A 22,713-nucleotide genomic window follows, 5' to 3' on the forward strand; every position below is an offset into this window, starting at 1 on the left:
TTGATGTAATGACTAATTAGGAGGATCATCAATGAACTATCCCTATCAGAATGCTGTATACGAAAAGGTCCCTGCGCCACTTCCGGAAGAGGGGCTGAAACAGGTCGTATTAACAGATGATACGATGCACGAACGCCATGATAAGGTCGTTGAGAAGATGAAAGAGAACGGTTTTTCGACCCTTGTGATTTACGAGGATCTAGAGCATGGCTCGAACTTTGAATACCTGACCGGTTTTCTGACCCGTTTTGAAGAAGGGTTGCTTGTTCTTCATGATGACGGGAAGGTCTACTATTTATTGGGCAACGAGAACCTTAAACTTATCGAACACGCACGACTGAAAGGCGAGCTGGTCCATGTGCCGCATTTTTCACTCCCGGATCAGCCGATGGAACCTGAGAAACCTTTCAGTGACTTACTGAATAAGAAAGTGATCAAGACTGACAAGAAAGTCGGCGTGGTCGGCTGGAAACTGTTCACTGGTAAACAGGATGCTGTCGATACGCTGTTTGATGTCCCGCATTATATCGTCGAGCAGCTTATCAACGTTTCTGGCAGAGAAAATGTTGTCAATGCAACCGACCTGTTCATCGGACCTGAAGGGGTGCGGACGACAAACAACGCCAATGAAGTAGCGCATTACGAATTCGGTGCAGCCCTGGCGTCCCAGCGTATGCTGAAAACCTTGGATGCCATTGAACTTGGCAAAACGGAATGGGAACTGGGCGGGATCTTGAATGCTTACGGCCAGCCGAACAGTGTGGTGACCATTGCCGCGACGGGTCAGCGATTTGAGAAGGCGAATCTGTATCCATCAGAAAAAATGGTCAAGCTGGGTGATAAGCTGTCGCTGACTGTCGGCTTTAAAGGTGGTCTTCAGAGCCGGGGGCCGATCGCTGTCCGAGACGAAAACGATCTACCGGAACAGCATAAAGACTATCTGGATCAGGTCGTGAAACCTTACTTTGCTGCAGTGACGGCCTGGCTGGAACAGGTCCACATCGGCATGAAAGGCAGGGATCTTTATGCATTGATCGACAAGGTCCTGCCCAAAGCAGACTTCGGCTGGGAGCTGAATCCGGGACATTTAACGGCTGACGAAGAGTGGATGGCTTCACCCGTCAAAGATACGTCTGAAGCAGAACTCAAGAGCGGGATGCTGTTTCAGGTCGATATCATTCCGTCTGTGAAAGGCTATCCGGGTGTGAGCGCTGAGGGCGGGATCGTTTTAGCTGATGAGGCTCTGCAGGCTGACATCCAAAAATCCTACCCCGATGTCTGGGCGCGTATGAAAACTCGAAGAGATTATGTGAAAAATGTTTTGGGGATCGATCTCAATAAAGATATTTTATTAACGGGCAATGCCACGCCGTATCTGCGTCCTTTTGCTTTGAACCAGGGAAAAGCCATGGTCTGGCACGGAAAAATATCCAGCTGACACGTTACTTTAGATTTCAGGTGTTACTTTTTATATAATGAGAAAAGATAGATGGAAAGGGGTCAACAATTATGACGATGGAACATTATTTTGAAACGAATGACGGGGCGCGTCTGCCGAAAATCGGATTAGGCACGGTTTACATCAAAGGGGCCAAAGGGGTCCAGAGCACACTTTCGGCCATCCAAAACGGCTACCGCCTGATCGATACATCGACCAACTATAACAATGAAGGCATGGTGGGAGAAGCGATCCGCCGAAGCTCTGTTCCTCGGGAAGAATTTATCATCAGTTCCAAACTTCCCGGAGAGGCGCATGCCTACGATAAAGCCATCATGATGATCCAGGAATCGCTCTACCGCATGGGTCTGGATTACTTTGACAAGTACCTGATCCACTGGCCGCTGCCGAAGCAGGACAAATATGTGGAAGCGTGGCAGGCCTTAGTGGATGCACAGAAATTCGGTCTTATCAAATCGATCGGTGTCTCTAACTTCCTGGAAGAACATCTGGACCGGATCATTGAAGAGACGGATGTGGTGCCTGCGACGAACCAGATCGAGCGTCATCCTTACTTCAACAACAACGAACTGGTCCGAGTTAACAAAGAACGCGGCATCCTCACAGAAGGCTGGAGTCCCTTTGGCAGAGACAAGGTGGATGTTCTAGGAATCGATATCCTGAAAGAGATCGGTGAGAAGTACGGCAAGTCTTCCGCACAGGTCGTTTTAAGATGGAACATCGATAATGATGTGCTGACGGTGGCTAAGTCGGCCTCCCCGGAAAATCAGCGAGCCAATCTGGATGTGTTCGATTTCTCACTGACGTCTGAGGAAATCGAAAAGATCAATGCACTGGACAAAGGCGAACCGGGAAGAGTGGAAGGGCAGCATCCGAACGAATACGAAGAGTTCGATTAGGATCACCAGTCCAGAAACAGTGATTCAAAAACGCTCAGTGAACTTATCACTGAGCGTTTTTGTTTATGAAATAACTACTTTTATATTATTATTAAGACATCACAGCTTGCTGAAAAAGGATGATGATAATGCCTAAAGATAATGGAACGGAACAAACGTATTATCAGTATGAGAATGAAGATGTGGAAAAGGAATTTGATACAGATGCGACAGAAGGCTTAACTTCCGATGAAGCACAGAAGCGATTAGAAAAAGATGGGCCCAATGAGATCGAACATGAAGAAGTGTCAAAATGGACGATCCTCATCAGACAACTGAATAATGTCGTGATCTACATACTTATCGCAGCGGTCGCGCTGACCTTGGGCATGGGACAATATTCAGATGCTGTCGTTATCGGACTGGTCATCATTGCCAACACTTTTATCGGTTACTACCAGGAAGTGAATGCATCCAATGCGCTCGAGAAAATCAAAGATATGCTATCCACGCAGGCAACGGTCATCAGAGACGGTAAACGTGTCGATATACCGGCCGAAGAAGTCGTCAAAGGTGATCTGGTCTATATCGAGGCAGGAGACAATATACCGGCCGATTTGCGTCTGATAGAAGCCGAGAACCTGAAAGTGCAGGAATCTTCATTAACAGGCGAATCCGGTTCGGTGAGCAAGGAAGCGGAACTTCTGGAAGGGAAAAAGTCGACGGGAGACCAGAGCAATATGGCTTTTTCTTCGACATCTGTCACCAACGGTAACGGAACAGGTGTCGTTATAGCCACTGCCGAAGAAACCGAGATCGGTAAAATCAGTTCGGCCGTCAGTGAACAGTCGCATCAGAAAACGCCTTTAATGAGAGAAATCGACGGATTAGGTAAAAACATCTCGTATGTGATTTTAGGCGTGGCTGCGCTTCTGTTTGCTTTGGGTTTGTTTATTGGCGATTATACACTGGGAGCGTTGTCGCTTGCGGTCATCACGATGATCGTCGGCTCGATCCCTGAAGGCCTGCCGGCAACAACGTCGGTAGTTCTGGCCATAGGTGTCCGCAACTTGGCGAATAAAAAGAACACGATCGTCAAAACTCTGCCTGCAGCTGAAACGCTCGGTTCAGTGGATGTTATTGCGACAGACAAGACTGGCACCCTGACACGTAATGAAATGGCCGTGCAGACGATCGTGACGGCAGCAGACACGTATGAAGTGACAGGTGTCGGTTATTCTCCAGAAGGGTATATACTGAAAGATGACGAACCAGTTGATATCGATGAACTGGACATCTTGAAGGAACTGATCCAGTCAGGCTATGAAGCCAATGAAACGACTCTGGAACAGGAAGAAGATAAGTGGGTCATCAACGGCGAACCGACTGACGGGTCCTTCCTGACGCTGTATCAGAAAAGTCATGGAACGGAAGAGTCGGATTACGAAGAAATCGACCGTATTCCTTTTGATTCAGACTACCGTTACATTGCCTCACTCTCACAGCATAAAGAGACTGGGGATCAGAAAATCTATGTCAAAGGATCGCCGGACAAGATTTTTGAAATGTCAGAAGGGTCGGATCCGGATTTCGACTTGTCACACTGGCAGGATAAAGTGGAAGAGTTGTCGTCCAAAGGGCAGCGGGTGGTCGCTGTTGGTGTCAAGAAACTGGATCAGAAGAAGAAAGATATCGATCATCCGGACATGGAAGACGGCGTCACCTTCTTAGGCATCGTCGGCATCATGGATCCGCCGCGGGATGAAGTGATCGATTCCATTAGAACCATGCGTAAAGCCGGCGTGGCAGTGAAAATGATCACGGGTGACCACCCAAGTACAGCAAAAGCCATTGCCGAACAGCTTGGACTGGCAGATGAGGTCAATGCCATCACAGGTCTTGAGCTGGAAGAGATGAGCGAAGACGAGTTGACTGAAAAAATCAATGATTATCACGTCTTTGCCCGTACGACACCGGACAATAAGCTGAAAATCGTCAAAGCCTATAAGCGAAGCGGAAAAGTCATTGCCATGGTCGGCGACGGTGTGAACGATGCACCGGCTCTGAAAACGTCCGATATCGGTGTCGCAATGGGACAGAAAGGGACGGATGTATCGAAAGATTCAGCGAATATGGTGCTGGCGAATGATGACTTCTCCACCATGGAAACGGCCATCCATGAAGGTCGACGCATTTATGACAACATCAAAAAGAGTATTTTGTATCTTTTGCCGACCAGTTTTGCCGAAGGGCTGATCATTGCGATCACCCTGCTGCTGCAGAACGATTTGCCGCTTCAAGCCACACAAATGCTGTGGATCAATATGGTTTCGGCCATCACGATCCAGTTTGCCTTTATATTCGAACCGGCAGAAGAGGGAACGATGGAACGTCCCCCAAGAGACACGACAAAGCCCTTTATAGGTAAGCGTCAGGCTTTCGAGATTGCTTATGTCTCGATTCTGATGGCAGGGCTGAGTTTGCTTGCTTATAATTGGCTCACCTCCTCATATGGAGTCGATCAGGCAACGGCTAGTACGACAGTCGTGAATATCATGGTCATGAGTAAGATATTCTATCTGTTCAATATCCGTACACGTAAACCGGCTTTCTCAAAAGACTTCTTCAGCAATAAGATGGCCATTGTCATTATAGGGATCATGCTCGTGCTGCAGCTGATCCTGACTTATGTCCCGTTCATGCAGCGTTACTTCTATACAGAAGGTCTGGACCTGCTGGAATGGATGATCGCGGTGGGTGTCGGTCTCATTGTCTTGATCGTTACTGAAGCAGACAAACTGATCCGGCTGAAAGTCCTGCATAAAGATGAATAACTGAATGGAGAGGAGAGAGTTCGTTACTCACGAACTCTCTTTTTTTACGGGATGAATGGGCGTAGTTAACACGTTAATGGTTTTTAAGACAACTTCGACAGTTACAGATTAAGTTCTTGACCGTACCTGCCGAACTTGGCTGATTTCGGTAGATACGTTGAGGGATTCTCATCGTATCGACCGAAGTTGGGGGAGGTTCGGTCGTTAGATTTATTCAAGTCTCTCCTAATTACCGAAGTAGGCCAGGTTCGGTAATTAGGTTGGGTTCGTTCTTTTCTATCAACCGAAGTCGGGGCAACTTCGGCGTGTACAACCGGGCAACCATATCCTAATGACCGAACTTCCGGAACTTCGGCTATTACAAACCTAGTCCTCTGTCCTAACGACCGAACTTCAGCAACTTCGACATGTACCAGCAAAAGTGGATCAGGAAACGACCGAACCCGATATCTTTTTCGCTTTACCCACACTAAACGAGCAATGAACCAGTGTTTAAATCTCCTTATAAAAGACAAAAGCGTCCCTTTCCCGCTGTTCTGATGCTATACTTGATATAATAGTAATGTAGAAAGAGGCGACAGGTATGTTCACACAACAAATCGATGAAGAAATAGCATTGAAACTGAAAGAGTATCAGGATTCCCAAAAAGTGTTCGAGTTGATCGACGCATCTCGGGATCAGCTGAAACAGTGGATGACATGGGTGGATGAGGTGCAGTCACCGGAAGATGTTGATAAAGTCACGCGCCGTCAGCTGCTGCAATTCGTACAAAAGCAAGCGATGCATTTTGTGATCCTCTATAAAGGTGAAGTAGCCGGAGATATCAGCTTGAAAGAGATCAACTGGTCCATTAAGTCGGCTGAGATCGGGTACTGGCTGGGTAGTGCCTATACCGGGAAAGGCATCATGACTCGGGCGGTCAAATATATGCTGGACTATGCCTTCTTTGAATTAGACTTGCATAAGGTGGAAATCTGGGCGGCAGAGGAAAATGTTAAAAGTCGGAGGATCCCAGAACGGCTTGGTTTTGTGCAGGAAGGCACGCGTCGGGATGATGAACTGATCGGTGGAAAGTATCTCACGATGGTCATTTATGGTTTATTGGAAGATGAGTGGCAAAAAGTGTCAGACTAATAATGCCGGGAGGATAGGACGCGGATCCTATCCTTTTCATTTTTGTATCAACTTTTTACGTCAGTTTTTATTTAAAATCACAATAATAACAGTAGACAGTATTTTGAGGAGGGAAGAGATGGACGGGATAGTTATAGGTCTGGTGCTTTTAGGGATCCTGATTTTAAAGTCATCAAAAAAGAAATACGATCAGTCGGGCTACAAGGAAATCAGTCAGCACAGTTATATTGAGGTTTATTTTGATAAAGGCAGGCTGGGAGAATACCGTCTATACCAGGAACTTATGAAACTGGATGATAACGCAAAAGTCCTGCCGAATGTGTATGTTCCGAAAAAGGACGGGACCACTTCTGAAATCGATCTGCTTTTTATTGCCAAAACAGGTATCTACGTTTTTGAATCCAAAAACTACGGCGGCTGGATCTACGGGTCAGAAAAGCGCAGATACTGGACCCAGACTTTTCCGAATAAAACAAAACATTCCTTCTATAATCCGATCATGCAAAACAAAGGACACATCCGTGCACTGAAAGCCTATATGGGGATAGAAGATGTTTACTTTCATTCCATCATCATTTTTGGAGAGAATGCTACTTTAAAGTCGGAAGAGCTTTGGCAGGCCTCGGTGCCCATCCTTAAGCGACATCAACTCAGGAAAAAACTGACCCGGGACTATGCCACTTTACCCGTCCTTTTGACGGAAAAAGATATGGACAACATCTATGTTAATCTCAAACCTTTGGCTCAAGTGTCCGGTGAAATCAGAGACCAGCATATTGCCAGGGTCAAACAGAAACAGATAAAAAATTAGGTGAGTCTTCATTGCCTTACTACTGAGTAAATTTTAGTGTATCGATGCAATCAATGGTATACTTATTTTACAAAGCGATGAGGGATGGAGGAGGAATCATGCACATTTTTGCAACCAGGAAAGTCCTGCAGGCTTTTAAAAAAGCCGAGAAGATGGCTGGAGGGTCTATAGAAAATATCGAGATCCTGGCAGACAGTGGTTCACCCGAAGAAGAGGAACTATTTGAGTGGCATATAAACAGTGTCAAGATAAATCAGGAGGATCTACTCGTTCTGACACATGATCTGTCGGGGCTGACTTTGCTTTTTCTGAATACGGATGCAGAAGAATTACTCGATTTTTACGACTGGTTTGAAGAAGCGGTCTATGATCTGCTGGGGAAACTGGGCTTTACTCATAAAAGTATCCAAGAGTATCTCACCTATTCAAAGGGACCGAATCTGACTGTCAGCAAAGCGACGGATCTCAAGAAGATCGGACGCAATTCGTCAGCAGTGAATCTGATCAGACAGCTGGATCATTATCAGGAAAATGAATATACGATTCAAAGCTACTGGCAGTATCAGATAAGTCATTTGAACCGGTCGCTTAAGCAGGAATACCGGCCATTCAAACAGTTCATCAGTGAATATGAAAAAGTCATTGGACCAGTAAACTATCACGTCGATATGGCTGAAATCGAGGTCCGATTGAAAATGGGCGGTCTACCTGATGTGATCCGTATCATCCAGATGCCCATGCAGCTTACCTTCGAAGATCTGCACCGGGTCATCCAGAAGGTGTTTATGTGGCAGGATGCGCATCTGCATCAGTTTATTATGGAAGATGGCTCGACCATTATCGGCGCCCAGCAGAAAGTGAATATGGAACGTTATCAGATGGGCGGAGAAGAAGAGGCTTATGCGGGGAGTCAGCTGAAACTGGCAGACATCATCACACCGGAAACAAACGGGGTCTTCACCTATGTGTACGACTTCGGTGACGACTGGATACACGCTGTCCGGGTCAGAACATTTTATTCTGAGAACAGACAGGTGTTTCCTAAGCTCAGCTTGATGTCTGGAGATCCAGTCCCAGAAAACATAGGAGGACCCCCGGGCTATGCCTATTTTCTGGAAGTCATCAACGATCCGACACATGACGAACACAGTGTTATAAAAGAATGGGCAAATGATTATCTTTCCCGCTTGAATCTGTTCAACGACGTGAATCACTTTAATCATGACCTGAAAACCATGCATATATAAACTAAAGCATCCTTATGCTGCTGTGAATGATATCTTTTCATCCCGGCAGCATAAGGATTTTCTTATAATGATATGTATCAGATTATAAAAAACTGTATATATGGTATGATAGAAAGTGACTTTAGTATGATGAATCTATGAATTTATCATAAATATGACTCAGTGAGGAATGTCTATGAAAAATTGTATTATCGTTATTCCTGTATTAGATCCCAATGACGCGTTCACCCCATACGTTAAACAGCTTATCTGTGAAGATTTTAAGTCTATCATTATTGTCAATGACGGAAGTTCCAATGAAAAGACCCAGATCTTTGAAAAGCTTGATGAACTGCCGGAAGTGACCGTGCTGACTCATGCCGTCAACATGGGCAAAGGCCGGGCACTCAAGAATGCGTTCAATTACATATTAAATGATTCCGATTTAGCGACACAGCATGGTGTCATCACGGTCGATGGTGACGGGCAGCATAAAGTAAGTGATGTACTTAAACTTTGCAGTGAATTAGAGGAAAAATCTTCCAGCCTTCTACTTGGAGTCAGACATTTTCAGGAAGAGAATGTGCCATGGACGAGTCGGATGGGGAATACCATCACCAGACATCTGTTCAGACTTTTATATGGTAAAGGACTGAACGACACCCAGACGGGCCTCCGAGGGATATCGACTGATGTATTGCCGGACTTCACCGCGATAGAGGGAGAGCGGTACAGTTACGAAACCAATATGCTGATCGTCGCCGTTCATAAAGGTCTTAGGTTGAAAGAAGTCCCGATTGCTACCGTTTATATCAAAGATAACGAGGAAAGTCACTTTAATCCAGTGAAAGATTCTATTGAAATATATGTGCTGCTATTTAAGAACTTTTTTAAATTCATGAGTGTATCTTTCACTTCATTTTTGATCGATATTTCATTCTTTCAACTTTTTCTGTTTATACTCGGGTTTATGACGGTGGGGCGAGAAATTATTACAGCGACTATACTGGCACGGGCCGTGTCCAGTCTCTTTAATTTTTCGATCAGCCACAAGTGGGTCTTTGAAAGCAAGAAACGGTGGAATCAGACACTTTTTAGTTATTATGGACTTGTTGCTGTCCAGGCGCTTATTTCAGGGGTGAGTGTCTACTGGCTGTTCCAGCTGACTGGGATAAAAGAAGTGATACTTAAAGTATTTGTTGATGCCATCCTCTTTATGATCAGTTACCGTATCCAGAAATTACTGATCTTCAAGTCTCATGAAAAATAAAAATGAGTGCGCATCTTCCCATGCTATAGAAGGAAGACGCACACTCAATTTATTTTCAATTAATTACTTACGATATTCTCTGAGGCGAAAGAATCAGCACGGTGCTTCGTGACACCGTATTCTATTGTATCACCCGTATCCAGATAGGTGATTTGTTCTGTGACACCGATCGGATCATCTTTATCGATTTCCAGATGAAGCGCCTCTTCTTCGTCGGCTTTCTTCACCGTAACACGACGATGTGCACTTTGTATGTTTAATCCGAGCTCATCTTTGATATAATGATAGATAGAGGTCTCTAAATGGGTTCTTTCTAATCCCGGGACGCGTTCGATAGGCATTGCTGTTTTTTCTATCAAAATAGGTTTGCCGTCCACATACCGTACACGGTGAATGTTGTAAACGAAGCTTCCTGGTTTCAGATTCAGCTTGTCCTGCACGATGTCGTCAGCCTGTATGACTTCAAAGGCCAGGATCTTATTTGTGACTTTACGGCCGCTCTTGCGGTGATAAGCAGTGAATCCGCTGAGCTGATTGGATTGAGTGATGCGCTTGATTTCTTTTTGACTCAAGTCTTTGACAAACGTTCCCGACCCGCGGCGTTTGATGATCAATCCCTCGTCAACCAGTAGATCCAATGCGCGCTTGACTGTCATCTTGCTCGTGTTGTAAGCTTCGCATAAGTCCTTTTCATAAGGAAGCTGTTCAGTGGCAGTGTAATCCCCATTAATAATTTTACCTTTAATGTCGGTATATATTTCTTCATATTTTTTCATAACGCACCAAACTTTCTTTTATAGTTGACTCACTTTTTTGAGTATAACACATCAGCGAATAGAACAATGTACCATTACATGATAAGTATACATTTGACATATTAATTAAATAACATGACATATATTTGTTATGATATACTTATTAAAAGTAAAAATCAAGCACTTGGAGGGGCTAATATGTTAAGAAAAGTTAAAGATGGATTGATTGTTTCATGTCAGGCGTTGTCGGATGAACCATTACATAGTTCATTCATCATGGGACGTATGGCTAAAGCGGCAACGGAAGGGGGCGCTGTGGGGATACGTGCAAATTCAAAGGAAGACATTTCTGAAATCAAGAAACAGACCTCTCTACCGATCATTGGTCTGGTGAAACGCCATTATCCGGATGTCAAGGTATACATTACGGTTACAATGAAAGAAGTGGATGAACTGATGGATGCGGGGTGTGACATGATCGCCGTGGATGCGACTAAGCAGGAAAGGCCTGAAGGTGAGACGCTAGAAGAATTTATTCGTGCTATTCGTGAGAAATATGAAGATGTCCTGATCATGGCGGATACGTCGACAGTGGAGGAAGGTGTGGAAGCTGAGCGACTGGGCTGTGATGTGGTGTCTACAACGCTTGTCGGGTATACAAGTTATACCAAAGGTCAGTCTATTTTTGAAGATGATTACGCGATGCTGAAAGAATATCTTGAAAAAGTGTCGATACCGGTCATTGCTGAAGGAAACGTGGATACACCCGAAAAAGCAAAAGCTTGTTTGGATCATGGTGTCTATTCTGTCGTTGTTGGCAGTGCCATCACCCGTCCACAGGTGATCACCAAACGATTCGTCGATACGATGAACAGCTGAACATATACTAAAGAATAGCAGATCTCTTACAGAAATCACATGAAGGCGATGGTGCAGGGGTCTTTTAGCCAACATAAAGCAATAGACGCTTCCTTTTACCTATTATATAAAAATATATACAGTTTCCCTAATGATATGTTTCTAAACTTTTTAATTGAATATCCGATGTAAGGGTCAAAGACGATAGGGGAGAAGGAGACACCGCATGGATATTTACAGGTAGGATAGATGAGTAATATCGTGTGTTAAATATTACGCAAAAGCCGTTTGATTTAAACCGATAAACCATTCAAGTCGTTAGATAGAATGGAAAAACCCGTTAACGCTGAGAAATACTCAGTCAGTTAACGGGTTTTATAGGTATCTATGACTTAATACTTAGTCGCGGACATCTCTGATCTGTTCAAGTATTTTGATATCTTTATCAGAAATTTCAAAATCCAGCTGTTTGTTTTCGATGATACGGCTTTCGTGTGTTGATTTTGGAAGAGGAAGCGTATCTTTTTCCAGACAGTAACGGATTGACAATTGTGCAACTGTTACATCGTATTTCTCAGCCATCTCTTTCAGTTCAGGCATATCCAGGACCTGACCTGTCGCCAGTGGAGAATAAGCTTCGACTACTATGTCATGGTCTTTACAGAATGACAGCAGTTCTTCCTGATCTTTACCAACATAGAATGGAATCTGATTGGCCATTGGGACAATATCACATTCATCTAAAATCGGCTGCAGGTGTTCGATCTGGAAGTTTGATACACCGATCGCTTTGATCTTGCCGTCGTTGTATAATTTCTCCATTGCTTTCCAGGACTGAACATTTCCTTCTGTACAGTCTTTACCCTGATCGCTCCAAGGCCATGGGGCATGGATAAGATATAGGTCAAGATAGTCGACGCCTAAATTGGTGATCGTTTCATTGAAGGCTTCAAGTGTTTCGTCGTACCCTTTGATTTCAGCGGGGAGCTTGCTTGTAATGAAAATGTCTTCTCTAGGCGTAGCGAATTCACGAATCGCTTTACCCACATTTTCTTCATTCTTATAAGCTAGAGCTGTATCAATGTGCGTATAGCCGTTTTTTAAAGCCATAGTCACTGAGTCGTAAGCTTCTTCGTTCGGGATCTGCCAAGTACCGAATCCGATGCTTGGAATCTTAACGCCGTTGTGAAATGTAAATGTGTCTTTCTTCATATAAATTATTCCTCCTAAATTTTGATCCTTAATAATTATAACGCAAATCTTATGAAAATGCTTACTTTTTGTTTATAAAATTAGTCATAACTGATCAGGAGGATAAATTCGCCATCCATAAATTCATTTTCCTGAATCTCAAGGCGTTTAACGATGATCGTCAGACGGTAATTTTCATCCTCTGTGGTCAGCTGCATCTCTGAAAGAGGCCGTTCCGGATTCGTGCCGCTTTGCTCCCAGGCAGTATCGATCAGCTCAGACAGGTCCTGTTCCAGCAGCACTGTATCATTTTCCAATAGAGCAATGGTCAGATTTTCATTTTCTGTGTTCATTTCTATCCGGTAAGGCTCCTGATTCAGCTGGATATCACGGTCACTCACCTGAAAAGTGGCGACTTCTACCACTTCGTCGATACCTTCAGTTGAAAAGACAATCGGCTCCGTCGTATCCAGCGAAATGAAGGCATAGCGCGGACCGGATGGACCAGGCATTTCACGCTCGTCAGCATAGTAGTAATGATAGCTGGAATCAAAGCCGAAGACAGTCTCAAAATCTTGATAATAACTGAAGCCTTCAGGCAGCCAGTCCAGACGATCGAGCTGTTCCTGCTGGTTCAGATAATTCATACTGTAACTGAAACGCGCCTTTTCTTCATTGGTCAGTTCACTGTCCAAAGGCGTTGCGACACTGTCGTCCTCAATATAAGGAGCGACCAAATCATTGATCGTGTTGACCTGATTCCTTACCCCGATCGATACAGCATCGATCACCGGCAGAATGGATAGGACACCTAAGCCGATAAGAAAAAAGGGGATAAAGAACTTTTTAGAAGTCAGGAAGCTGTAAATAAGCACACTGACTATGGAGAAAATCCCAAACAGTAAAACGAAATAGCGGCCGTGCGTCAGCCCGAAGTCGGCCGTTTTCAGACTGGATGAAACGGTCTGGAAAATTGCTATGACCAGAAGCAGATAAGGATAGAAACGGCTGAATAGACGAGCGATTTTCTTGTCCACATTTTCAGCGAGGAACAGCGTCACGATACCAACGATCGTATAACTGATCAGCATGGGTTCCATCAAGTTGTCCTGCCAGAAGTCTCCGGAAATATTGGTCAGTATATAGGCAATGAGTATGGCACTGAAAACAAGCAGGACCGGGATAATAATATAGGCGATCAGTATTTCAAGCAGAGAGGGGATACTCTTTGCTTCATCGAGAGCTTCGGTATGTTCGGTCTCTTTGAAAAGTGGAAGCCGCGACAGGAAATAAACCGGCGCAATGAACTGAAAAACGATGGCTGCACTATACGCGAACCAGCGATAATCCAGTTCATAAATAAGTGTCGTATAGGCACTGAAGATGGCACTGATACCGATGAAGAGAATAACGGAGATCAGTAAACTGGAGAAAAAGGCTTTAATGGTCAGGATAAGTGAGTCACTGAATGAAAGCCTGCGGTGGAGCGTCGGTACAGTTATTAAAAGAACGGCTAAGGTAAAGTAGAGAACCATTGTCCGGATCTGACCCGACTGGTTGTAGCCCCTCGGTGCCTGACGCAGATAAAAGTAGTATAAGAGCGGTAGAATAAGGCTGCTTCCTTTGATTATCCAGGTGACGAGTTTATTGAGTGGTTTGATTTCAGAAAAAAGCTGAATCGAAACGAGTATGAGAACGCCTAAGCCAGCACTCAAGGCCTGATTCATATAATCCGAATCACCTTCTGAGTATATCGTCATGATGGTGAACAGCACGATAAGGGCAAGCAGACTTGTTGCGAGCGGAAAACGCGAGAAGGTTACCAGCCACTGCGTCTTCCTTTTCATAAACCAGCTTTTTACAGACATGTTGATCTCCTCCAATTGTGAACCTTTATATTAACCTAATTTTACGACTATATGACGGATTTAGCAATTAAATCGGCGGGAATAAATATGAGAAACAGAAATTAAGAATGATCAGTTTTAAAACCCTTCTTGATAGGAAATGAGTAGATTTCAGGAGTGGTGAAAGGTTGAGAAAATTTAATGCGTGCCCTTTGCGATAGAAAAGGGATGTCGAACGTCACGAAAAATGAGATTGCGTACCCTTCACATCAGGACTATCTGAGCAAAAGATGACCGCTTAATGCATGTCGTTTGGTCTTTTATAAATATGACAGAAACGTTTAAACAAGTCTTTTATATAAATGAAAGAGATTGGACGTGATGTCCAATCTCTCCAACTTATCTGTCCTTTTCGTAACTGGAAGGAGCACCGGCGAGAGGAAAAGAGCCAGGGGTTTATATTTTTTCACTTGATCATGTATGGAATATTTAGTCATTAGTCCAGCTCTTTTCTTAATGTTGTTAAGGTTGTACTAAGTGTAACTTTAAACGATTATATTCACAACTCACATAACTTTTAATACAAATTCGTATTAACTTGTGAAAAAACACTATTTTAATATACATTTATTAGATAAATAGTGTATAATGACTATACCTATAAACAACATAAAGCGGGGGAGTAATGTGAAAAAATGGGTCATATCTTTCTTTATAGCCTTTCTGGCAGCGCTTATTTTATATGTTCCCGTTAATGATTTACATATTGAGTACAATAATAAGTTGTATGAAGAACAGCGAACAAATACAAGTGAACGCTTGAATATCATCCGCGATGACATTCAAGCTCGTCTGGACAGCAGTTTGTTTTATGCTGACTTTTTTGAAATGCTCGTGAGCCAGAACCCGGATATATCTGAAAGTGAACTCCGTGAATATGGTGCATTTATTGTCGAGCGCAATCCTCTTGTAGATAGTGTCAGTCTGGCTAAAGATGGTATTATTCACTTTGTTTATCCTCTTGAAGGTAATGAAGAAGTTATTGGTTTCAACCTAATGGAAGACCCTGACAGGAAACGCTTTTTAGAAGAAGCAATAGATAAAAGAAAAGCTGTCGCTCAGGGACCGATACAAGCGCTTCAAGGCGGGACGAAGATTTTTAACAGGAAGCCCGTCTTTATTGAAAAAATCAGTACAGAAGTGGTCTGGGGTTTTGCCAATGTGACGATCGATTTTGATGACCTGATCAGTAGTAGTTTATTACCGGATGAATCACATGCGTTTAACTACGCAATCGAAATAGAATCAAAAGGAGCTCAGCCTGTGATTTTTGGAGATGCAGATGTCTTTGAAGCAGATGCTGTGACAGCTTCTATTCTTTTACCGGAAAATAAATGGACGATCGCGCTCGTTCCTTCAACCGGATGGAATAATAATCGCTCGGTCCATAGTATAGAGACCGTTGTTTTCTACTTCTTTATCCTTATTATATTCTTTCTTGTCTTTATTTTCGTTCTTCAGTATTATAAGAAACGAGAATTGTCTAGGATGGATGCACTGACTCGCCTGTTGAATAAAAAGACCTTTGAAATCTCCGCTAAAAAGGTGCTGAAGCGCTCTTCCAAACATAACGGTCTGCTTCTGATCGATTTTAATGATTTTAAGAGCATCAATGATACACATGGTCATTTGATTGGAGATCAAGTATTGACTATTGCAGCTGAGCGTCTCATACATTGCTTGAAGAAAGAAGATCTGATCGGACGTATCGGTGGAGATGAAATGATGATTCTTATAAAGGATATCGATGTTCAAACACTAGAATCAATTAAAGACCGTGTTATCCAGCATATCGAAAAACCTATTCTATTAAATGGTAATATGATCAGCCCGTCCATATCTGTCGGACAGACCCTAGTCAGTCAGTGGCTTCCTTTTGAACAGCTTTATGATATCGTCGATAAAAAAATGTACAGACATAAAACGATCAAGAAGGGCGGGAAACCTGTGTCTTACCGATTATCGGAACAGGACTCTTAAGACACACTTAAAATCACGGACTTAACTTATTCGCTGAATAGGTTTTCGCCCTATTTAACTGAGTGGACCTGGGTCGACTGTGTTTTTTATTCAGTTATGACATTGACCAGCAGGGTATCGACGACTTTTGTCAGCGACATCGTCGAAAAGCAAGATCATCTCAAAGTGATTGTTGGAAAAATTTAAACCATTGACCTCGTCAGTTCTTCTGATGAGGTCTTTTCAGTTCTATTTTTTGAAAAGTCACTCCTTTCTAGGTAATCTATATATGTAGAAAAATTATCGAAAGGAGCAATAGAATGAAGTTGAAAGATAAAGTAGCCGTCGTTTTTGGCGGCACATCCGGAATCGGTGAAGCGACTGCAAAAGCCTATGCTGACGAAGGGGCAAAAGTCGTCGTCACTGGACGTGATGAGGAAGATGGGAATCGTATCGTTAACGAGATCACTGAGAAAAATATGGAAGCCATATTCGTTAGAGCAGATGCTACCGATGCCACTGAAGTGAAGCAGGTAATTGACAAAGCCATCGAAACGTATGATCACATCGATATCCTGTATAACGGTGCCGGCATCCATGACAAGTACAAGACGGCAGTAGAAGTGGAAGAAGATGAATACGACAAACTGATGGCGGTAAACGTCAAGGCTCCATATCTCGCTTCCAGGGCTGTCATTCCTCACTTTCTAGAAAGAGGGAGCGGCACGATCATCAATGTCGGGTCCCAGGCAACACACGTGGCTGGCCCCGGCGGATCCGCTTACGTCACATCCAAGCATGCAATAGAAGGGTTCACCAAACAGCTGGCTTATGACTTTGGAGAAAAAGGGATCAAAGCCAATCTGATCGCTCCCGGCTTTATTGATACACCGATGACTGAAGGGATCGAAGATGAACGGTTGAAAGACATCCCGGCTAAGCGTGCTGGAAAACCGGAAGAAGTTGCCGCTCTGGCTGTCTTTTTAGCTTCCGACGATTCCAGTTACATGCACGGATCCACCGTTACGATGGACGGCGGCTGGGTCACAGGAAGATAATGTTTGTTTTAAATAGGGTGAGGCTGGACGCGTGTCCAGCCTCTATCCTTATAGTACTCTACGGTCAATAAATGTGATTAGAACAACTTTCTGGAGGGAGGAGGAGCAAAACTAGTCTTAATCCGGCTATTGGAACAACTTTCTGGAGTCATGAGAAGCAAAACTGGTTCTAATCCGTATATTGGAACAACTTTCTGGAGTCATGAGGAGCAAAACTAGTCTTAATCCGGCTATTGGAACAACTTTCTGGAGACATGAGGAGCAAAACCAGTCGCAATCCGGCTATTGGAACACCTTTCTGAAGACAAGAGGAGCAAAACTAGTCGCAATATCTCTTTAAGCATCAATTAACGATCTTGCAGCAGGAACTGAAACACTTGATGAAATAATAATTGCTTTTCCTGCAGATTATCCTATGAATTTCTGACTATCTAGATAACTTATTTTCAGAAAATAAGCACCGTATCACTATTTATGAACATCATGTTCACACAAACACAATATTTATAAAAAATTATGATAACATCAGTAAATAAAGCTTTATTTTTCTAATATTATTTGTTAAACTATTCACATAGAACAAATTAGGAGAGATAAAAAATGAAAAAAATTATGTGTGCTTTACGCTTTGTATTTAGAAATGGCGAAACTTGGACTGTTAAACGCGACCAAATCGGTGACTTATGGATCAAACAGGTAACGACGAGCTTCGGTCGGATCGGCGATGGAGAATTTGAAGAAATCCATCCCTGCGAATCTCTGAAAATCGAAATTTTAAAAGAAGCAGATCACGTGAATTCCGATGATATCAATAAAGGCGGACTGGAAGCCGGTATGTTTGCCCGTGTGACACAGTTCCAGGATATCGAAAAAATGGACATCCTCTATCGTGACACCAAAAATGGCGAAAAACGCATGGATGTTGAAAAAGACACGATTTATTTCCCGTATAAAGCTCTCGACACTGATGGTCATGACAATGCGCACCAGACTTCTGCAGTCATGAACGAAACGCTTTATATTGTGATCGATCCAATGAAAAATGTTAAAGATATGTACCCGCAGTTGCGTGCTGCTCATTCTTAATGTGTTCCCTTACCTCAGCCAGATGGATACCCCCATCTGGCTGTTTTTTTTGCTTAAAAATTGTTTTTCATTTAACCAATCGGTACAATGGAACTGAAGAGAAGAAGGAGGAAAATGATGACTAATAAAAAATATGCTCAGTCCTTTACGTTTAAAAATGGACTGACTTTGAAAAATCGCTTCGTGATGGCACCGATGACGACTAAAATGAGTTTTTACGATGGTGTGATCACAGAAGACGAAAAACGGTATTATCATATGCGAAGTAAAGAAGTCGGTGCTGTGATCACTGCGGCGGCAAATGTGTCTGAGAACGGAAAAGGCTGGGAAGGGGAGCTCGGTGTCTATGACGACAAACATATCGCCGGTCTAAGTGATCTAGCGTCTTCCATCAAAGTCAACGGCACAAAAGCTTTTCTGCAGCTTTATCATGGTGGCCGTATCACTCAATCGTCTGTTCTTAAAGGGCTGCAGCCGGTAGCGCCTAGTTCTGTCAAAGCGCTCCGTCCTAATTCAGAAGTACCGAGAGAATTGGAAGAAAAAGAAATCTATCAGATCATTGACGACTATAAAGAAGCAGCCATTCGAGCAGTCAAAGCTGGGTTCGATGGTGTCGAACTGCACGGTGCGAATACGTATCTTATTCAGCAGTTCTTTTCACCTCACTCAAACAGACGCTCGGATCAGTGGGGCGGCAGTATGGAAAAACGGTTCACCTTCATCGACAAGCTGGTGGATGCCGTTACTGCAGGTGTTGACGAGGCGGCCACAGAACCCTTTATCGTCGGCTACCGGTTCTCACCAGAGGAGATCGAAACACCAGGTATCCGTTTCAATGAAACACTGTATCTTGTCGAGCAGCTGTGTCAGAAACCACTCGACTATCTGCATGTCTCGCTAAGAAACTACAGCCAGGTATCTGAGCTGGATGCCTATCAGGACAAACCAATGGTCGCTTACCTTAACGAACAGATCGATGGGCGAATTCCGTTTATTTCAGTGGGAGATATCAGAACAGGGGAAGATGCTGAAGCAGCCTTGAAACACAGTGAGTTTGTTGCCTTAGGACGTGTCCTCTTGTCAGACCCGAACTGGGTATCAAAAGTAATGGCTGAAAAAGAAGAGATGATCAGATATAATGTCGCAGAAGAAGAGCGGGATGTTCTTGCTCTGACAAATGGTGTCTGGGGATTCATGCAGGGCATGATGCCGGATCGTTTAAGATAAGGATTTAAGTGCAAGATTAAGATTTTGCTCGAAAAGCTGACCTCAAGGATGTGAATGTATGATAAAAAAACTGTATATCAAGTTTGAACAGTTTATCGATTACTTCCTGTTTGGTCTGGCTACGGCAGTCATAGCTATCACTGTTTTTTATGTGTTGAATGAATGGGTCGGCTGGCAGTATCTGATAGCCAACGCCGTATCTGTGATCACAGCGATCCTCTTTTCCTATATCGTAAACAAACGCTTCGTTTTTAAAACAAAAACCCGATCTAGAAAGAAACTATTCAGAGAATTTAGCCTGTTCGTTTCCGTAAGGATCACTGCATCATTGCTGAATATGCTTGGTCTGTTCGTGCTGGTCAGTTTTATAAGTTTGAATCCGACCTGGGCAAAGATCATTGTCGAGATTATCATTGCTTCCACGAGCTACCTCATAAGCCGAAAGCTCATTTTTAAACATCACCACTAACCGGAAAGGAAGAGATGCATGAAGAAAGCATTGATCAACATTGACTACACCAACGATTTCGTTGCTGAAGAAGGGGCGCTGACTTGCGGGGAGCCGGGACAGGCTGTTCATGATAAAGTGCTTGCCTTGACAAAAGAATTTTTTGAAGCAGGAGAGTTTGTGGCCTTTACGATAGACAAGCATACGGAAAATGATCCGTATCATCCTGAAACCGGCCTGTTTCCGCCGCACAATATTGACGGAACAGCAGGACGCCATCTCTATGGCGAGCTGGAAGCCTATTATCAGGAAATAAAAGAGGCCAAAACCGTTTACTATACGGACAAGACGCGCTATAGTGCTTTTCATGGCACGGATCTGGAGACGAAGTTGAGAGAACGTGATATCACTGAAGTACATCTTGTCGGTGTGTGTACTGATATTTGCGTGCTGCACACCGCTGTGGATGCTTATAATAAAGGTTTCTCCATTGTCGTTCATAAAGATGCTGTTGCCAGTTTCAATCAGATGGGTCACGAGTGGGCACTTGGCCATTTCCAGGAAACACTCGGAGCTAAAGTCATCTAGTCAAAGACGTTAAAAAAGAACCTCTGCTTTCTCATCCCGATATTCAGGAGAAAGCAGCGGCTCTTTTTTTAGCTGAACTGTATATAGATACTTAAATCGAACGGTTCATTTTTTTCCTGAACACGCTGGGATTCTGTATCGTAATATTTATAGGGACCACCTTTTACATAGGCAAAGGCCATTAAGATGGTCGTCTGCAGATAATGTCTGACATCCGGATTGAACTTTTCCGGTATCTGCCCCAGCGGGATCCCTTCTAAATAGAGATCAAAATTCCCTTCAGAATTCGGGGTGATCGTTACGTTATGCGTACAGAGACTTTCATACTTATAAATTTCCTTATTTGCTTCTTTTATATTGTTATCTTTTTTTCCGATGTAATACCGATGCGTTCTATCTTTTTTTATAATCACTTTAACTATTTTATCTATTGTTTCCTGATCAGCAGTCAACTCGCTGGCCTGGAGATAATGTTTGCTTTGAATAGATAAGACATCACTGGATCTTTTTACCGTATTCATGCCTAAAAAATCGATCGATTGAGTGGAATGATTTTTCACAAAGTATTTTAATCGGTCATAAAAGCTCAAGACATATCCCCCTCTCAATAAAAATAACGAAAAATAACGTTTGTTGAAGCGACAGGTAAAACTACCGCTATTTTATCCTATCGAATATAGAAACTGATTTCAAATATAATGTCTTACTCTTATTATCGTCAGAGATAGCTTTTAGTTAAGAAGTAATAAGGAATAAAACATTTATCCTTTGATCTGGTTCATTTATTTAAAAATTATGGAATAAGGAAACAGTGCTTTTATCTCATCCAGATAGGGATTGTCTTCGCCTAAAACCGTCTGCAGTATCTCGTTTGCTCTATGTAACGACATATAGTCAAAAACTTTCACCAGCGAAAGAGGTGTCTGACCGGCAGTCAGGGAGGTCAGCTCTTTTTTTACAATATTAAGATCCTCATACCGGTTTTCTTCATAAAAAGGAGCAAACATGTTCTGAAGATCTGTCGATAGAGCCTTGGTCGTATGGTAAAGTCTGGATGTTTTCATAAACATATCATCCACTTTCTTTCTTGGAAAGGGGAGAGTCAGTTCATGAAGCTCTCTGATTTTTAAGCAGGTCAACTGACTGGATGCACGTTCTTCATAGTAAAGGACATGATGAAAAGCGATCCAGCTGGAATGATTCTTAGCCGTGCCTTTATCCGGTGCAAACATGGTTTCTCCAACGACATAGGGACACCGCTGAGTTATGCCTAAAGTTTTGCCGAAATGTTTGATAAAGGCATAGTCGACTTCCCGATAATCAAAATACCTTTTCATGATCTGAGATGTGGTTTCTTTGGATTTCAATATTTCACCCGACAACTGGAAAACAAGGGTATTGTATTCACTTTCTGTATTAGACGATAAATCATAAATATAAAAGGAATGCCTTGAAATAAGCAGCTGAGACTGCTCGATAGCTTCGTTCAGTGAACGGGTCAGTGTCTCTGTATTGATTTCCAGCGTGCGTCTGGATTTATAAGTGTTGCTATGTATGGCATATGGCGGAGATTCGTCGTGCAGAAGACTATTTGTATAAAAGGCCGTTAAATCTTTATAAATATGGATTGCATCATCTTTTTGAAACTGGACCATAACGTGGACTCCTTCATTGAACATCTCAAATTAAGTTAGCGCTTACAAATGACTGCGACGACTAACCGATAGAAATAGTTTATCATATCACATGTTTCACTAAATGATGATTACAGTCTATTTGCATTAAAAGTTGGTGATAAAAAGTTATATTTACTTATATTAAAAGATAGTTCTGTTTTCCGAAGTTCATACGGTAGTTCTTCCAAAAATAAAACTAGTCGATCCGTCATTGAACATAGGGATTCTCCTTATCGTAAATCGTTGTGCGTCCAAGGCTTAGGTCACTTTGACGAACCGAAAAATAGGGAGTAATAACAGTAGGTAGCCGTCTCGATTTTTTGTATACTTACTCTATAGATCAGGAA

Annotated in this window: 19 protein-coding genes; 14 read left to right on the top strand and 5 right to left on the bottom strand. The window is 43.0% G+C overall.

Annotated features, from left to right (window positions below):
• Positions 1-31 precede the first annotated feature (31 nt).
• From AB4027_RS05070 to AB4027_RS05100, 7 genes are all read left to right on the top strand, one after another.
• On the top strand, positions 32-1,438 hold the full coding sequence (locus AB4027_RS05070; protein ID WP_368646255.1) for a M24 family metallopeptidase: 1,407 nt from the start codon (positions 32-34) through the stop codon (positions 1,436-1,438).
• A 71-nt stretch (positions 1,439-1,509) separates the two neighbouring features.
• Positions 1,510-2,358, top strand: coding sequence for an aldo/keto reductase (locus AB4027_RS05075; RefSeq protein ID WP_368646256.1), 849 nt, complete (start codon positions 1,510-1,512; stop codon positions 2,356-2,358).
• Positions 2,359-2,486: 128 nt separating this feature from the next.
• The gene (locus AB4027_RS05080) at positions 2,487-5,171 is read left to right on the top strand and encodes an HAD-IC family P-type ATPase (RefSeq protein WP_368646257.1); all 2,685 of its coding nucleotides are present in this window, start codon (positions 2,487-2,489) and stop codon (positions 5,169-5,171) included.
• Between the two features lie 583 nt (positions 5,172-5,754).
• Positions 5,755-6,306, top strand: a complete 552-nt coding sequence (locus AB4027_RS05085; RefSeq protein ID WP_368646258.1) for a GNAT family N-acetyltransferase — start codon at positions 5,755-5,757, stop codon at positions 6,304-6,306.
• A 118-nt stretch (positions 6,307-6,424) separates the two neighbouring features.
• On the top strand, positions 6,425-7,117 hold the full coding sequence (locus AB4027_RS05090; protein ID WP_368646259.1) for a nuclease-related domain-containing protein: 693 nt from the start codon (positions 6,425-6,427) through the stop codon (positions 7,115-7,117).
• Positions 7,118-7,215: 98 nt separating this feature from the next.
• Complete coding sequence (locus tag AB4027_RS05095) at positions 7,216-8,364, top strand: plasmid pRiA4b ORF-3 family protein (RefSeq protein ID WP_368646260.1); 1,149 nt, start codon at positions 7,216-7,218, stop codon at positions 8,362-8,364.
• Positions 8,365-8,539: 175 nt separating this feature from the next.
• Positions 8,540-9,613, top strand: a complete 1,074-nt coding sequence (locus AB4027_RS05100; protein WP_368646261.1) for a glycosyltransferase — start codon at positions 8,540-8,542, stop codon at positions 9,611-9,613.
• A 59-nt stretch (positions 9,614-9,672) separates the two neighbouring features.
• Here AB4027_RS05100 and AB4027_RS05105 read toward each other — a convergent pair whose 3' ends face one another.
• Complete coding sequence (locus AB4027_RS05105; RefSeq protein WP_368646262.1) at positions 9,673-10,389, bottom strand: GntR family transcriptional regulator; 717 nt, start codon at positions 10,387-10,389, stop codon at positions 9,673-9,675.
• Between the two features lie 177 nt (positions 10,390-10,566).
• Here AB4027_RS05105 and AB4027_RS05110 point away from each other — a divergent pair, with 177 nt between their 5' ends.
• Complete coding sequence (locus AB4027_RS05110) at positions 10,567-11,247, top strand: N-acetylmannosamine-6-phosphate 2-epimerase (protein WP_368646263.1); 681 nt, start codon at positions 10,567-10,569, stop codon at positions 11,245-11,247.
• 378 nt (positions 11,248-11,625) lie between these two features.
• Here AB4027_RS05110 and AB4027_RS05115 read toward each other — a convergent pair whose 3' ends face one another.
• Together AB4027_RS05115 and AB4027_RS05120 are read right to left on the bottom strand one after the other, a co-directional pair.
• Entirely contained in the window at positions 11,626-12,438 is an 813-nt protein-coding gene (locus AB4027_RS05115) for an aldo/keto reductase (protein ID WP_368646264.1), read from the bottom strand.
• A gap of 80 nt (positions 12,439-12,518) precedes the next feature.
• On the bottom strand, positions 12,519-14,285 hold the full coding sequence (locus AB4027_RS05120) for a DUF4153 domain-containing protein (protein ID WP_368646265.1): 1,767 nt from the start codon (positions 14,283-14,285) through the stop codon (positions 12,519-12,521).
• 666 nt (positions 14,286-14,951) lie between these two features.
• Between AB4027_RS05120 and AB4027_RS05125 the strand changes: the two genes are divergently transcribed.
• The 6 genes from AB4027_RS05125 (at position 14,952) to AB4027_RS05150 (ending at position 20,690) form a co-directional block, all read left to right on the top strand.
• A complete protein-coding gene (locus tag AB4027_RS05125) occupies positions 14,952-16,304 on the top strand; it encodes a diguanylate cyclase (protein WP_368646266.1) in 1,353 nt (450 codons plus the stop codon).
• Positions 16,305-16,603: 299 nt separating this feature from the next.
• On the top strand, positions 16,604-17,341 hold the full coding sequence (locus AB4027_RS05130; RefSeq protein WP_368646267.1) for an SDR family NAD(P)-dependent oxidoreductase: 738 nt from the start codon (positions 16,604-16,606) through the stop codon (positions 17,339-17,341).
• Between the two features lie 600 nt (positions 17,342-17,941).
• Positions 17,942-18,427 (top strand): hypothetical protein, encoded by a 486-nt coding sequence (locus tag AB4027_RS05135; protein WP_091487894.1) that lies wholly within the window; start codon positions 17,942-17,944, stop codon positions 18,425-18,427.
• A gap of 117 nt (positions 18,428-18,544) precedes the next feature.
• Positions 18,545-19,654, top strand: a complete 1,110-nt coding sequence (locus tag AB4027_RS05140; RefSeq protein ID WP_368646268.1) for an NADH-dependent flavin oxidoreductase — start codon at positions 18,545-18,547, stop codon at positions 19,652-19,654.
• A gap of 58 nt (positions 19,655-19,712) precedes the next feature.
• Positions 19,713-20,123 carry a GtrA family protein gene (locus AB4027_RS05145; protein ID WP_091487897.1) on the top strand — a complete coding sequence of 137 codons (411 nt, stop codon included), beginning with the start codon at positions 19,713-19,715 and terminating at the stop codon, positions 20,121-20,123.
• 18 nt (positions 20,124-20,141) lie between these two features.
• A complete protein-coding gene (locus AB4027_RS05150; protein ID WP_368646269.1) occupies positions 20,142-20,690 on the top strand; it encodes a cysteine hydrolase family protein in 549 nt (182 codons plus the stop codon).
• A gap of 68 nt (positions 20,691-20,758) precedes the next feature.
• Here the strand turns inward: AB4027_RS05150 and AB4027_RS05155 are convergent, their stop codons facing one another.
• Positions 20,759-21,280, bottom strand: coding sequence for a hypothetical protein (locus AB4027_RS05155; RefSeq protein WP_368646270.1), 522 nt, complete (start codon positions 21,278-21,280; stop codon positions 20,759-20,761).
• A 192-nt stretch (positions 21,281-21,472) separates the two neighbouring features.
• On the bottom strand, positions 21,473-22,345 hold the full coding sequence (locus AB4027_RS05160; protein ID WP_368646271.1) for a competence protein ComK: 873 nt from the start codon (positions 22,343-22,345) through the stop codon (positions 21,473-21,475).
• Between the last annotated feature and the right edge of the window lie 368 nt (positions 22,346-22,713).

The organism is Alkalibacterium putridalgicola, assembly GCF_040959045.1.
Lineage (GTDB): Bacteria > Bacillota > Bacilli > Lactobacillales > Carnobacteriaceae_A > Alkalibacterium > Alkalibacterium putridalgicola.

Bases quoted from the DNA above. Each gene is read 5' to 3' on its own strand.
- AB4027_RS05160 (WP_368646271.1), bottom strand. From the start codon at position 22,345: ATGGTCCAGTTTCAAAAAGATGATGCAATCCATATTTATAAAGATTTA.
- AB4027_RS05100 (WP_368646261.1), top strand. From the start codon at position 8,540: ATGAAAAATTGTATTATCGTTATTCCTGTATTAGATCCCAATGACGCG.
- AB4027_RS05085 (WP_368646258.1), top strand. From the start codon at position 5,755: ATGTTCACACAACAAATCGATGAAGAAATAGCATTGAAACTGAAAGAG.
- AB4027_RS05080 (WP_368646257.1), top strand. From the start codon at position 2,487: ATGCCTAAAGATAATGGAACGGAACAAACGTATTATCAGTATGAGAAT.
- AB4027_RS05075 (WP_368646256.1), top strand. From the start codon at position 1,510: ATGACGATGGAACATTATTTTGAAACGAATGACGGGGCGCGTCTGCCG.
- AB4027_RS05105 (WP_368646262.1), bottom strand. From the start codon at position 10,389: ATGAAAAAATATGAAGAAATATATACCGACATTAAAGGTAAAATTATT.
- AB4027_RS05115 (WP_368646264.1), bottom strand. From the start codon at position 12,438: ATGAAGAAAGACACATTTACATTTCACAACGGCGTTAAGATTCCAAGC.
- AB4027_RS05070 (WP_368646255.1), top strand. From the start codon at position 32: ATGAACTATCCCTATCAGAATGCTGTATACGAAAAGGTCCCTGCGCCA.
- AB4027_RS05095 (WP_368646260.1), top strand. From the start codon at position 7,216: ATGCACATTTTTGCAACCAGGAAAGTCCTGCAGGCTTTTAAAAAAGCC.
- AB4027_RS05110 (WP_368646263.1), top strand. From the start codon at position 10,567: ATGTTAAGAAAAGTTAAAGATGGATTGATTGTTTCATGTCAGGCGTTG.
- AB4027_RS05140 (WP_368646268.1), top strand. From the start codon at position 18,545: ATGACTAATAAAAAATATGCTCAGTCCTTTACGTTTAAAAATGGACTG.
- AB4027_RS05090 (WP_368646259.1), top strand. From the start codon at position 6,425: ATGGACGGGATAGTTATAGGTCTGGTGCTTTTAGGGATCCTGATTTTA.
- AB4027_RS05120 (WP_368646265.1), bottom strand. From the start codon at position 14,285: ATGTCTGTAAAAAGCTGGTTTATGAAAAGGAAGACGCAGTGGCTGGTA.
- AB4027_RS05135 (WP_091487894.1), top strand. From the start codon at position 17,942: ATGAAAAAAATTATGTGTGCTTTACGCTTTGTATTTAGAAATGGCGAA.
- AB4027_RS05130 (WP_368646267.1), top strand. From the start codon at position 16,604: ATGAAGTTGAAAGATAAAGTAGCCGTCGTTTTTGGCGGCACATCCGGA.
- AB4027_RS05145 (WP_091487897.1), top strand. From the start codon at position 19,713: ATGATAAAAAAACTGTATATCAAGTTTGAACAGTTTATCGATTACTTC.
- AB4027_RS05150 (WP_368646269.1), top strand. From the start codon at position 20,142: ATGAAGAAAGCATTGATCAACATTGACTACACCAACGATTTCGTTGCT.